We start from the raw sequence: 12360 nt of genomic DNA, 5'->3' as shown, positions 1-12360 counted from the left end.
TTTGTCCCGGATTTTGTCCCGTGGAGGCAGGACACGGCGCAGGCAGCGCGCGCCGTGCGGGGAGAATGGCGGGGGCGAACCGCGGACCTGGCTGGGCCACGGCGCCCCGTCCCGGGCCCGCGCCGGCACCGCGTGCGGTGCGCCGGTGCGAGCCCGCCGCGTCAGAACGGCAGCTTGGCGTCGGGCTTGGCGGCCGTCAGCGCGCGGCGGAAGTCGTCCTGGATCCGCGCGAGCGCCTCGGCCGTGTTCGCCTCGAAGCGCAGCACCACCACCGGCGTGGTGTTCGACGAGCGCGCGAGGCCGAAACCGTCCGGGTACTCGACGCGCAGCCCGTCGATCGTGACGACCTCGTCGGCGCCGTCGAACTTCGCGTTCGCGCGCAGCTTCTCGATCAGCGCGACGTTCTCGCCTTCCTCGAGCTTCAGCTGCAGCTCCGGCGTCGATTCCGCGTTCGGCAGGCCGTTCAGCAGCGCGCTCGGATCGGCCACGCGCGCGAGGATCTCGAGCAGGCGCGCCCCCGTGTAGAGGCCGTCGTCGAAGCCGTACCAGCGGTCCTTGAAGAACACGTGGCCGCTCATCTCGCCGGCCAGCGGCGCGCCGGTCTCGCGCAGCTTGGCCTTCACGAGCGAGTGGCCGGTCTTCCACATCAGCGGCTCGCCGCCCTTGTCGCGAATCCACTGCGCGAGGTTGCGCGTGCATTTGACGTCGTAGATGATCTGCGCGCCCGGGTTGCGCGACAGCACTTCCTCGGCGAACAGCATCATCTGGCGGTCCGGATAGATGATCTGGCCGTCCTTGGTGACCACGCCGAGGCGGTCGCCGTCGCCGTCGAACGCGAAGCCGATCTCGGCGTCGGTTTCCTTCAGCGCGCGGATCACGTCCTGCAGGTTCTCGGGGTGCGCCGGGTCCGGATGGTGGTTCGGGAAGTGGCCGTCGATCTCGGTGAACAGCTCGACCAGTTCGCAGCCGAGCGCCTTGAACAGGCGCGGCGCGAGTTCGCCGGCCACGCCGTTGCCGGTGTCGACCACGATCTTGAGCGGGCGCGCCAGCTTGATGTCGCCGACGATGCGCTGCAGGTAGGCCTCGGCCACGTCGTGCTGCTCGTAGCTGCCGGCGCCCTCGGTGAAGTCGGCGGCCACGATGCGGCGGTACAGCGCCTGGATCTGCTCGCCGTAGATCGCCGCGCCGCGCAGCACCATCTTGAAACCGTTGTAGTCGGGCGGGTTGTGGCTGCCGGTCACGACGATGCACGAATCGACGCGGCGCTCGCCGGCCGCGAGCGGCAGCGGCACGCTGGCGGCGAAATAGCCGACCGGGGTCGGCACCATGCCGACGTCGACCACGTCGACGCCCGCCGCGCGCAGCCCGTCGGCGAGCGCACCGATCAGCTCCGGCCCGGACAGCCGGCCGTCGCGCGCCACCACCACCGCGTCGCCGCCCTGGGCGCGCACCTCGCTGCCGAATGCCCGACCGATCGAGCGGGCAGTCTCGGCATCGAGCGTCTTGCCGATCACACCGCGAATGTCGTATGCCTTGAAGATGGATTGGGAAATCATCGATTCACTCTCTGTCGTGCATGGAAAAAGGTGGCACTCCCGCGCGCCGGAGGCACGTCGCCGCCCGCCTGCGCCCCGCCGATGTCGGGTTCGAACCCGAACAACTTATAATCGATCGTTTCGCCCGGACCGGTCACCCGACCGTGATCCGTGAGCCGCTCATTCTAATGCGTGGATGTTTCGGCGCAGCAAATTAGAAATTCGGCGGCGCCGGCCAACGCGGCCTCGTACCCATTTTCATCCGATTTTTTTCATGCTGAAGCTTTCGCGCATCGCCAACCCCGATGTCGCTCGCGCCGCCGCCAACCTGGTCTGGCTCGGCCTCGAGCGCCTCACGCAGATCGGCGTGGCGATCGTGATCAGCGGCCTGCTCGCGCGCTCGCTCGGCCCCGACGCGTTCGGCAAGTGGCAGTACGCGAACACGCTGCTGCTGGTGCTGGCGCCGCTGACCTGGGTGTGCGGCGCCGAGATCCTGGTGCCGACCATCGTCCAGCGTCCGCCCGAGCAGCTCGGCGCCGTGCTCGGCAGCGCGTTCGCGCTGCGCATCTCGGTGTCGGCCGCCGCGCTCGCGCTGACCTGGGCCGGCATCGCCATGCACTGGGTCGATCCATTGGTGGGCGCGATGCTGGCCGGGCTCGCGGTGACGATGGTGCTGCGCGAGCCGTTCGTCGGCGTCATCAACGCCTGGCTGCAGAGCATGACCTACAGCAAGCCGCAATTGATCGCCAGCATGGTCGCCGCGCTCGGCAAGGCGGTGCTGGTCTGGCTGCTGGTGCGCGCCGCCGCGGCGCCCGCCAGCTACGGCTGGCTGTGGGCGCTCGAGGCCGGCGCGATCGCGCTCGCGCTGATGCTCTATTACCGGCGCCGCCACGGCGGCCGGCTCGGCTGGCGCGTCGAGGCGCCGTTGTTCCGCCATTTCGCCTCGGCGGGCACCGTGTTCTGGATCGGGCTCGTCTGCATGTACCTGTTCCTGAAACTCGACCGGCTGATGCTCGAGCGCCACGTGTCGTTCGCCGAACTGGGCCGCTACGCGGCGGCGCAGCAACTGAACGAGAACTGGATCACGCTCGCGCTGCTGCTCGCGCAGACCATCGCGCCCGCGTTCGTCTACCGCGTGAGCGAGGCGGCCCGGCTGCGCCGCAACGTCTGGCGGCTGATGGCGATGACCAGCGCGCTGATGATCGCCGGCGCGGCGGTGCTCGACCTGCTCGCGCCGTTCATCATCGGCCGCGTGTTCGGGCCGGACTTCGCGCAGTCGGTGTCGATCTTCCGCTGGGCCGTCTGGCTCTCGGTGCCGGCCGGGATCGAGGCGATCGGCAACCTGGTGGTGCTCAAATACCAGGCGAAATTCGTGCTGCTCGCCAAATGGCTGCTCGCGCTGGCCGTGGCGGCGCTCGCCAACACCTTCGCGATCCCGGCGCTCGGCCTGTACGGCGCGCTGGTCGGCCTCGCCGCCGGCTATCTCGCGGCCGCCTCGGTCAACTTCTATTACCTCCGCCGGAGCCTGCGCCCATGACGCCTTCCTCCGCTTCCGCCGGCGCGCTCGACGACGTCGCGGTGCTGATCCCCGCCTACAACGGCCACGACGACCTCGAACGCACGCTCGACTCGCTCGACGAGCCGGCCCCCGTGCGGGTGCTGGTGGTGGACGACGGCAGCACGCCGCCGATCGCGCCGCGCGCGCGCGCGGGCCTGGCCATCGAGGTGCTGCGCATGCCGCGCAACGGCGGCATCGAACGCGCGCTCGCGGCCGGCATCGACGCGCTCGCGGCGCGGGGTTTCCGCTATGCCGCGCGCCTCGACGCCGGCGATCTGGCCGTGCCGCACCGGCTCGCGAAGCAACGCGCGTTCCTGATCGCGCACCCGCGCGTGGCCTGCGTCGGCACTTGGGCGCAGGTGGTCGCGCGCGATGGCCGGCCGCTCTTCATGCTGACGCCGCCGGCCGATCCGGCGCGGCTGCGCCGCACGCGCTTCCTGCGCTCGCCGCTCGTGCATCCGTCGGTGATGCTCGATATTGCGCGGGTCGTGGAGGTCGGCAACTATCGGATCAAATATCCGGCCGCCGAGGATCTGGACATTTTTTTGCGCTTAATGGAACGCTACGATTGCGCGAACCTGCCCGAACTCGGCCTATATTACGAACTGAACGAAGGCGGCATCAGCGCCACCAAGCGACGCCGCCAGATCCGCTCGACGCTCGCGCTGGTGCTGCGTTATTTCGACGTGGGCAACCCGTGCGACTGGGGCGGCCTCGCGAAATACCTTCTGCATCTGGTCACGCCGTATGCGCTGCTGCACCGGCTCAAGCGCCGCTCGTTCGCGCCGCGCCCGCCCGCCTGACGCGCCGGTCCCGTTTCCCTCTCACCACCGCCCCATGAGTCCTGTTCCCGCGCTGCGCATCGTCCTCGTCTGCAACACCGCCTGGGCGATCCACACCTACCGCCACGGCCTGATCCGCATGCTGGTGGCGAGCGGCGCCGAGGTGGTGGTGCTCGCGCCGCGCGATCGCACCGTGGAGCCGCTCGTCGCGATGGGCTGCCGCTACGTCGAGCTGCCGGTGGCCTCGAAGGGCACCGATCCGCTCGAGGATCTGCGGATGCTGGCCGCGATGCGTCGCCACTATCGCGAGCTGCGCCCGCAGCTGGTGTTCCACTACACGATCAAGCCGAACATCTACGGCTCGATCGCGGCCTGGCTCGCGCGCGTGCCGTCGGTGGCGGTCACCACCGGGCTCGGCTACGTGTTCATCCGCGAGAGCCGCGCGGCCTCGATCGCGAAGCAGCTCTACCGGCTCGCGTTCCGCTTCCCGCGCGAGGTCTGGTTCCTCAACCGCGACGACCTGGCGACCTTCGAGGCCTCGCGCCTGCTCGCGCATCCCGAGCGCGCGCGGCTGCTGCACGGCGAAGGCGTCGACATCGAACAGTTCGCGGCCACGCCGCTGCCCGGGCGCGGGACCTTCACGTTCGTGTTGATCGGCCGATTGCTGTGGGACAAGGGCGTGCGCGAGTTCGTCGATGCGGCGCGCGCGCTGCGGCCGCGCTATCCGCAGGCGCGCTTCGCACTGCTCGGGCCGGTGGGCGTCGACAATCCGAGCGCGGTGTCGAAGCGCTACGTCGACGAATGGGTGCGCGACGGCCTGATCGCGTATCTTGGCGAGGCGCACGACGTGCGCCCGCACATCGAGGCGGCCGACTGCGTGGTGCTGCCGTCGTATCGCGAAGGCGTACCGCGCACGCTGATGGAAGCTTCCGCGATGTGCCGCCCGATCGTCGCCGCCGACGTGCCCGGCTGCCGCGACGTGGTGGCCGACGGCGAGACCGGCCTGCTCTGCCTCGCGCGCGACAGCGCGAGCCTGGCGGAAAAGATGGCGGCGATGCTGGAGATGCCGGTCGAGGCGCGCCGCGCGATGGGACAGCGCGGCCGCGAGAAAGTGTTGCGCGAGTTCGACGAGGCGAACGTCGTCGAACGCTATCGAGAAACCATCCGTGCGCTGACGGGCACGGCACTCTGACGGAGAGGGCAACCATGAGTGACAAAGGCACCATCCTCGTGACGGGCGGTGCGGGCTTCATCGGCTCGCATACGGCTGTCGAACTGCTCGGTCACGGCTACGACGTCGTGATCGTCGACAACCTGGTCAACAGCAAGCGCGTGGCCGTCGACCGGATCACCGAGATCGCGGGCCGCGCGCCCGTGTTCCACCAGATCGACGCGCGCGACGAGGCCGCGCTCGACAAGGTGTTCGAGGCGCACCCGATCACGGCGGCGATCCACTTCGCGGCGCTCAAGGCGGTGGGCGAATCGGTGGCCAAGCCGATCGACTACTACCGCAACAACCTCGACAGCCTGTTCTCGCTGCTCGCGGTGATGCGCGCGCGCGACGTCAAGCAGGTGGTGTTCAGCTCGTCGGCGACCGTCTACGGCGTGCCGGAACGCTCGCCGATCGACGAATCGTTCCCGCTCTCGGCCACCAACCCCTACGGCCAGACCAAGCTGATGGCCGAGCAGATCCTGCGCGACCTCGAGATCTCCGATCCGTCGTGGCGGATCGCGACGCTGCGCTACTTCAACCCGGTCGGCGCGCACGAGAGCGGCCTGATCGGCGAGGACCCGGCCGGCCTGCCGAACAACCTGATGCCCTACGTCGCGCAGGTCGCGGTGGGCAAGCTCGAACGGCTGCGCGTGTTCGGCAACGACTACCCGACGCCCGACGGCACCGGCGTGCGCGACTACATCCACGTGGTCGACCTGGCGCGCGGCCACCTGGCCGCGCTCGACGCGCTGCGGCAGCGCGATGCGAGCTTCACGGTCAACCTCGGCACCGGGCGCGGCTACAGCGTGCTCGACATCGTGCGCGCGTTCGAGGCCGCGAGCGGGCGCAAGGTACCCTACGAGATCGTCGCGCGCCGGCCCGGCGACGTCGCCGAGTGCTATGCCGATCCGGCCCGCGCGGCCGAACTGATCGGCTGGCGCGCCGAGTACGGCATCGAGCGCATGTGTGCCGACCACTGGCGCTGGCAGGAGAAGAATCCGCGCGGCTTCGCCTGACCCGCGCGGGCGGCGCGGCCGGTCAGGACGGGATCGGTCGCGCCGCCCGCGCGCCGGGGCGTCTCATCTCACCGCGCCTCACCGCGGCCGTTGGCCCGCTCGCCGACCGCCCCCGACGCTCCTCGCCAATCCCCACCAATCCCCCGCAAGTCCTTGTCCCACAAGGGAAACGCGAGCCGGCCCCGCTTTCGGGGCCGGCCGGGCGTCCTGTATAATCCGCTGTCCCGTTTCCGGCTCGTCGGCCGGCCCCGCTCGCCCTCCGGCCCGTCCATGCTCAGCTTCGCCGTCGCGTTCCTCGCCTCCCTGTTCGTCACGCTGCTCATCATCCGCTATGCGCATCTGCACGAGAAATTCTCGATCGACAGCGACCTCGCCGGGGTGCAGAAATTCCATGTCCGCCCGGTACCGCGCGTCGGCGGACTCGGCATCGTCGCGGGCCTGCTGGCCGGCTGCGTGCCGCTCGCGCTGCGCTATCCGACGGTGGCCGGCAGCATCGCCGGACTCGCCGCCTGCGGCATACCCGCGTTCGCCTCGGGGCTCGTCGAGGACCTGACGAAGCGGGTCTCGCCGCGCGCGCGCCTGATCTGCACCATGGCCGCCGCCGCGATCGCGTTCGCGCTGGTCGGCGTGGCGATCACGCGCATCAGCGTGCCGCCGCTCGATTTCCTGCTCGGCTACACGGCAATCTCGGCGGTGGTCACGGTGCTGGCCGTGGCCGCGCTCGCCAACGCCGTCAACATCATCGACGGCTTCAACGGCCTGGCCTCGATGGTCGCGTTCATGATGTTCGCCTCGCTCGCCTACGTCGCGTTCCAGGTGTCCGATCCGACCGTGCTGTCGGCCTCGCTCGTGATGATGGGCGCGATCATGGGCTTCTTCATCTGGAACTTCCCGGCCGGGCTGATCTTCCTCGGCGACGGCGGCGCCTACTTCATCGGCTTCATGCTCGGCGAGCTCTCGATCCTGCTCGTGATGCAGCACCGCGAGGTGTCGGCCTGGTATCCGGTGCTGCTGTTCATGTACCCGATCTTCGAGACCTGCTTCTCGATCTACCGGAAGAAGTTCGTGCGCGGCATCTCGCCCGGCATCCCCGACGGCGTCCACCTGCACATGCTCGTCTACAAGCGGCTGATGCGCTGGGCCGTCGGCACGCGCGCCGCGCACGACCTGACGCGCCGCAACTCACTGACCTCGCCCTACCTGTGGCTGCTCTGCCTCGTGGCCGTGATCCCGGCCACGCTGTTCTGGCGGCACACGGTCCACCTGTTCGCGTTCGTGCTGGTGTTCGCGTTCACCTACGTGTGGCTCTACGTCAGCATCGTGCGCTTTCGCGTGCCGCGCTGGCTGGTGGTCCGCAAGCAGCGGGCGCGGCGGCGTCATTGAGGCGCGAGCGCCGCGCGCGCGTCGTGGCATGCGTCTGCCGTGCCGTGTGGTGTGGTGTGGTGTCGTGATCGACCATGAAAAAAGGCGCTCGTTCGAGCGCCTTTCGTTGCCATGCCGCCGCCGGCCTCGCCTCGAGCGACCTCAGCCGGCCTGCTGCGCGCCGCCGCCGGCGATGCTCTGCAGGGTCGGGCCGCAGGCCGGCTGGTATTCCGGCACCCAGCGGCGCAGGTCGCGGCGCACCTCGTCGTCGCCGAGCACGCGATGCTGCATCAGCCACGGCAGCAGTTCGTCGAGAAAATGGTCCGGCACCTCGCGCGCCTTCGCGGTGCGCAGCTTCGGATGCGGCGTGCGGGTGGTGGTCTCGTCGTCGGCGAGCAGTTCCTCGTAGAGCTTCTCGCCGGGGCGCAGGCCCGTGAACTCGATGCGGATCTGTTGCTCGTCGAAGCCGTACAGGCGGATCAGGTCGCGCGCCAGATCGACGATGCGCACCGGCTCGCCCATGTCGAGGATGAAGATCTCGCCGCCCTGCCCCATGCTCGACGCCTGCAGCACCAGCTGCGAGGCCTCGGGAATCGTCATGAAGAAGCGCGTGATCTCGGGGTGGGTAACCGTCACCGGGCCGCCCTTGGCGATCTGCTGCTGGAACTTCGGGATCACGCTGCCGGCGCTGCCGAGCACGTTGCCGAAGCGCACCGTCTCGAACTGCGTGTTCGGGCTGGTCTGCTGCAGCGCCTGGCAGGCCATCTCGGCGAGCCGCTTGCTCGCGCCCATCACGTTGGTCGGGTTGACGGCCTTGTCGGTCGAGATCAGCACGAAGTGGCGCACGCCATGCCGGATCGCCGCGCGCGCCACGCGGTAGGTGCCGAGCACGTTGTTGCGCAGCGCCTGCCACGCGTTGAGCTCCTCCATCAGCGGCACGTGCTTGTAGGCGGCCGCATGGAACACGATGTGCGGCGCGTGGCTCGCCATCACGTGGTCGAGCAGCAGCGAATCCTTGGCGTCGCCGATGATCGGTACCACGCGGCTGTCGCCGAAGCGCTCGCGCAGGTCCTCGGTGAGCCGGTAGATCGCGAACTCGGACAGGTCGAACGCGATCAGCTGGGCGGGCGAGAAACGCAGGATCTGGCGGCACAGCTCGGAGCCGATCGAGCCGCCCGCGCCCGTCACCATCACCACGCGGTCGTGCAGCAGCGCGTCGACGTGCGCCGTGTCGATCGTCACCTCCTCGCGGCCGAGCAGGTCCTCGAGGTCGATCTGGCGGACCTGCGAGAGGATGCCCTGGCCCGGCATGGTGGTCAGCGACGGCAGCACCATCGCGTTCACGCCGGCGCGCACGCACAGCGTGGCGACGCGGCGCTGCACTTCCACCGAGGCCGCCGGCATCGCGATGATCACGTGCTCGGCCTTCATCGCCTCGGCCCAGCGCGGCAGTTCGGAAATCGGGCCGAGCACCTTGTAGCCGTAGACCTCGCGGCCCCGCTTGGCCGGCTCGTCGTCGAGCAGCCCCACCAGCCGCCATTCACCCGAGCGCGACAGCTCGCGCGCGAGGCTCGCGCCGGCGCCGCCGGCGCCGAGCACCAGCACCGGCTTGCCCTGGCCGACGAGGCCGCCGTAGCGATAGAACTCCTTGGTCGCGCGGTACAGCGCGCGCGCGCCGCCCATCACGAGGAACAGCAGCACCGGCGAGAGCAGCAGCACCGAGCGCGGAATGATCGGCGTGGGCTGGAACATTACCGCGCAGGCCATCACGATGCCGCCGCCGCCCACCACCGCCTTCGAGATCCGCAGCAGGTCGGGCAGGCTCGCGAACACCCAGAGCCCGCGGTAGAGGCCGAGGGCGCGGAACAGCACGGCGTAGACGGGCAGGACCCAGGCGAGCGCGAGCAGGCCGCCGTGCAGGAAATCGGACGGCACGCTCCCGTTGAAGCGGATCAGATAGGAAAAGAGCCACGTGGTGGCGACCGCCAGCAGGTCGAACAGGAACGCGCTCAGCGAAAGCCACGATGCTTTGCGTCGCAACATCGACACGGCACCTCAGAAATTGTTGTTGGCGTTATCCAGCACCCGGCGCCAGCGTAGATCGATGATCAAGCCAGTGCATGCAATCACGCAATACCATCCGACAAACAGGAACCCCTGGATCAGGGGGCTGCAGGTCAGTGCTCTCAAGGCAATGATTATGCCGACAAGCATCGCGGCATACCAGTAAAGCGCGGTCCGCCGATGGTTCGTGCCGGAGCGGATCAAGCGCTGATAATAATGCTCTCGATGCGCCTGCCAGAACTTATCGCCGCGTAACAAACGTCTCAATAATGTTACAGAGGCATCCGCGATGAAGGGCGCGAACACCATGGCCGGAAACCAGATCGGCCAGACCGCCTCGCGCCAGCCCCAGTAACCGAGCGCCCCGGCGAGAAAACCGAGCGGGATCGAGCCGGCATCGCCGAGAAACAATCGCGCCGGATGGAAATTGAGCAGCAGGAAGCCCGCGGCCGCGCCGGCGACGCTCGCCGATGCCAGGGCGAGATCCACGGCCCCGCCCGGCCCGGCGGCGAACGAGGCGGCGGCATAGGCCCCGAAGCCGAACAGCGCCATGCCGCCGGCCAGGCCATCCGCGCCGTCCATGAAGTTGTACAGGTTGATCAGCCATACCATCAGGAATCCGATGGCGACCAGCCACCAGGGCGCCGCGGCCGGGTAGACGACGAGCAACACCGCCACCGCGCCCAGATGCGCGGCAAAGCGCACTCGCGCCGGCAGGCCGCGCCGATCGTCGATCTGCGAGAGGGCCGCCAGCGCCGCCGCCGCCAGCGCAATCAGGGCGAGATGCGGCGCAAGCGCCAGGATCCCCACGACCACCACCGGCACGATGCCCCAGCCGCCGACTCGCGGTGTCGGGCGAGTATGCAGCGAGCGAGCGTTCGGAATGTCGGTGGCGAGCCGCCATGCCCATCCGGTGCTCAGCAGCAGGCGCAGGATCGCCGTGGACGTCACGGCAGCGAGGGCGGCAACCAGCACCACCTGCCACGCGAAGGGCAATGCAAGAAGCATGTCTGTCATGTCCGATGATGTCGTGAGCGGTACCAGCCAACCGTCGCGGCGAGCCCCTGGCGGGTCGTGCAGGGCGGCTGCCAGCCGAGTTCCTGCCGGATCCGGCGCGTATCGAGCTGCAGGCCGCCGGCCAGGCGATCGACCTGGGCGGAGCGCCCGGTCAGCCGGCCGATCGCACGCAGCAGGCCGACCGGAAACGGCAGGAGCCGCGCCGGGCGCCCCAGTTCCCTGGCCACCATGCGCAGCAACCCGGCCACCGTCGGCGCGTCGTCGTCCGCGACGTGAAAGCATCCCGTCGCCCGGGGGTCGGTCGCGCAGCAGCGCAGCGCATCCGCCAGGTTGTCGACGTAGACGATGCTGCGGCGCGCGCGAACCGAGCCGAGCGGCAAGGGCACGCCACGCGCCACCACATCGAGCATGCGCAGGAAATTGGCGCGAACGCCGGGACCATAGACGAGCGGCGGACGCACGATCACCACTTCGATCCCGCTGTCCTTGCCCCATTGCTGCAACGCGAGTTCGGCATCGCGCTTCGAACGCCCGTAGGGATCGAGCGGACGGGCCGGCGTGTCCTCGGACAGCGGCGTCCCGCCGTCGTTTTCGGCAAGCGCCTTCACGCTGCTCACGAACACGAAACGCCGCGCCCCACGGCGGCGCGCGGCCTCGGCGACACGTAGCGTTCCCGTCAGATTGGTGGCCCGGAACGCCAGGTCGGGGTCGGCGGCGCGATCGTTCATCACATGCACGCGGGCCGCGAGATGGATCACGCAGTCGACCTCGGGCAGGTCTGCCTCGGCAAGCCCGTCGAAGTCGATCCCGTCGAAGCATCGCTCGCTGACCCCGCCGACGCAGCCGCCCGGGCGCCTGACCAGCCCCGTCACGGCATGCCCTCCGGCCAGCAGGGCGCGGCAGGTGGCGCGGCCGACGAAGCCGTTCGCGCCGGTCACGAGAATCCGGCTCATAGCCACTTCCAGCCGAAACGGCGGTAGAACCGGAAGGCCGAGGCCAGGAACATCCGGATATGGGCGAAGCCCTTACGTGACGCACCGCCGCCGTGATGCACGATCCGCACCGAGGGGACATAGGCGACCGACGCAACCCGGCCGGCGCGGACACTGAGGTCGTAGTCCTCGAAATAGAGGAAATAGCGCGGATCGAAGCCCCCGAGCCGGCGCAGCAGATCGGTGCGGAACAGCATGAAGCAGCCGCTGACGATGGGCGGCTCCCAGACGATGTCCGTGTCGTTGATCTGGTCACGCATCTCGTAGCGTGCGAGACGGCGCGCGAACAGCCTGCGCAGCGAACCCGGCAGGAAGCCGCGCACGAACAGGTCGAGCAAGGTGGGGTAACGACGGCACAGGTACTGGAGCCGCAGTTCGCCGTCATGGGTTCGCGGCGCGAGCAGGCCGACTTGCGGATGCGCGTCGAGGAATTCGGCCGCCCGCACCAGGGTATCGGGATCCAGATCGACGTCGGGATTGAGCACCAGGTGACAGCGGCTGCGCGCGCGCTCGATCGCGAGATTGTGGCCGCGCCCGTAACCGACGTTGCCGTGGCCCGAGATCAGCGTGCAGGCGACGCCGGCGCGCTCCAGCGCCGCGACCGGCTCGGCCAGGTCGGGCAGCCCGCCATTGTCGACGAGATAGAGTTCGATCTCGCCGCCGCGCTCCATTTGCCAGGCGCGGCAGGCGTCGAGCAGATGCGCGAGCGTGCGTGCGATGGTCGCGCGCTCGGGATGGTAGGTCACGATCGAGACCGACCAGCGCTCATCGCCGGATGGCGGAACCGGATGCAATGCGGGAGTGAAGGATTCGGATGCCAC

General features: G+C 69.3%; 10 protein-coding genes. 5 read left to right on the top strand and 5 right to left on the bottom strand.

Going from position 1 to position 12360, the window contains the following annotated elements:
• Positions 1–161: 161 nt before the first annotated feature.
• Complete coding sequence (locus BpN12_RS18420; protein ID WP_246796948.1) at positions 162–1556, bottom strand: phosphomannomutase/phosphoglucomutase; 1395 nt, start codon at positions 1554–1556, stop codon at positions 162–164.
• A gap of 175 nt (positions 1557–1731) precedes the next feature.
• Between BpN12_RS18420 and BpN12_RS18415 the strand changes: the two genes are divergently transcribed.
• The 5 genes from BpN12_RS18415 (at position 1732) to BpN12_RS18395 (ending at position 7487) form a co-directional block, all read left to right on the top strand.
• Positions 1732–3072, top strand: a complete 1341-nt coding sequence (locus BpN12_RS18415; protein ID WP_425306350.1) for an oligosaccharide flippase family protein — start codon at positions 1732–1734, stop codon at positions 3070–3072.
• Entirely contained in the window at positions 3069–3896 is an 828-nt protein-coding gene (locus BpN12_RS18410) for a glycosyltransferase (RefSeq protein WP_246796946.1), read from the top strand. The genes BpN12_RS18415 and BpN12_RS18410 overlap by 4 nt, the downstream gene beginning before the upstream one ends.
• Positions 3897–3930: 34 nt before the next feature.
• Entirely contained in the window at positions 3931–5067 is a 1137-nt protein-coding gene (locus BpN12_RS18405) for a glycosyltransferase family 4 protein (RefSeq protein WP_246796945.1), read from the top strand.
• Between the two features lie 14 nt (positions 5068–5081).
• On the top strand, positions 5082–6104 hold the full coding sequence (galE, locus tag BpN12_RS18400) for a UDP-glucose 4-epimerase GalE (RefSeq protein ID WP_246796944.1): 1023 nt from the start codon (positions 5082–5084) through the stop codon (positions 6102–6104).
• A gap of 270 nt (positions 6105–6374) precedes the next feature.
• On the top strand, positions 6375–7487 hold the full coding sequence (locus BpN12_RS18395; protein WP_246796943.1) for an MraY family glycosyltransferase: 1113 nt from the start codon (positions 6375–6377) through the stop codon (positions 7485–7487).
• Between the two features lie 141 nt (positions 7488–7628).
• On the opposite strand, the gene BpN12_RS18390 is transcribed toward BpN12_RS18395, so the two are convergent.
• From BpN12_RS18390 to BpN12_RS18375, 4 genes are read right to left on the bottom strand one after another with little or no spacing between them, the layout of a single operon-like run.
• Positions 7629–9509 (bottom strand): polysaccharide biosynthesis protein, encoded by a 1881-nt coding sequence (locus tag BpN12_RS18390; protein WP_246796942.1) that lies wholly within the window; start codon positions 9507–9509, stop codon positions 7629–7631.
• A gap of 12 nt (positions 9510–9521) precedes the next feature.
• On the bottom strand, positions 9522–10538 hold the full coding sequence (locus BpN12_RS18385) for an MraY family glycosyltransferase (RefSeq protein WP_246797931.1): 1017 nt from the start codon (positions 10536–10538) through the stop codon (positions 9522–9524).
• Positions 10539–10543: 5 nt separating this feature from the next.
• Complete coding sequence (locus BpN12_RS18380; RefSeq protein ID WP_246796941.1) at positions 10544–11500, bottom strand: NAD-dependent epimerase/dehydratase family protein; 957 nt, start codon at positions 11498–11500, stop codon at positions 10544–10546.
• A complete protein-coding gene (locus tag BpN12_RS18375; RefSeq protein WP_342346214.1) occupies positions 11497–12285 on the bottom strand; it encodes a glycosyltransferase family 2 protein in 789 nt (262 codons plus the stop codon). Before BpN12_RS18375 ends, BpN12_RS18380 begins: the two co-directional genes overlap by 4 nt.
• Between the last annotated feature and the right edge of the window lie 75 nt (positions 12286–12360).

The organism is Burkholderia perseverans (genome assembly GCF_022870505.1).
GTDB classification, from domain to species: Bacteria; Pseudomonadota; Gammaproteobacteria; order Burkholderiales; family Burkholderiaceae; genus Burkholderia; species Burkholderia plantarii.
The sequence above is the reverse complement of the archived record's forward strand: the minus strand, read 5'-3'. Positions and strand labels throughout refer to the sequence as shown.

What these genes read in the sequence shown, in the direction of transcription:
- BpN12_RS18380 (WP_246796941.1), bottom strand. Translation starts at nt 11,500, where the DNA reads ATGAGCCGGATTCTCGTGACCGGCGCGAACGGCTTCGTCGGCCGCGCC.
- BpN12_RS18415 (WP_425306350.1), top strand. Translation starts at nt 1,732, where the DNA reads ATGTTTCGGCGCAGCAAATTAGAAATTCGGCGGCGCCGGCCAACGCGG.
- BpN12_RS18385 (WP_246797931.1), bottom strand. Translation starts at nt 10,538, where the DNA reads ATGCTTCTTGCATTGCCCTTCGCGTGGCAGGTGGTGCTGGTTGCCGCC.
- BpN12_RS18420 (WP_246796948.1), bottom strand. Translation starts at nt 1,556, where the DNA reads ATGATTTCCCAATCCATCTTCAAGGCATACGACATTCGCGGTGTGATC.
- BpN12_RS18395 (WP_246796943.1), top strand. Translation starts at nt 6,375, where the DNA reads ATGCTCAGCTTCGCCGTCGCGTTCCTCGCCTCCCTGTTCGTCACGCTG.
- galE (WP_246796944.1), top strand. Translation starts at nt 5,082, where the DNA reads ATGAGTGACAAAGGCACCATCCTCGTGACGGGCGGTGCGGGCTTCATC.
- BpN12_RS18390 (WP_246796942.1), bottom strand. Translation starts at nt 9,509, where the DNA reads ATGTTGCGACGCAAAGCATCGTGGCTTTCGCTGAGCGCGTTCCTGTTC.
- BpN12_RS18405 (WP_246796945.1), top strand. Translation starts at nt 3,931, where the DNA reads ATGAGTCCTGTTCCCGCGCTGCGCATCGTCCTCGTCTGCAACACCGCC.
- BpN12_RS18410 (WP_246796946.1), top strand. Translation starts at nt 3,069, where the DNA reads ATGACGCCTTCCTCCGCTTCCGCCGGCGCGCTCGACGACGTCGCGGTG.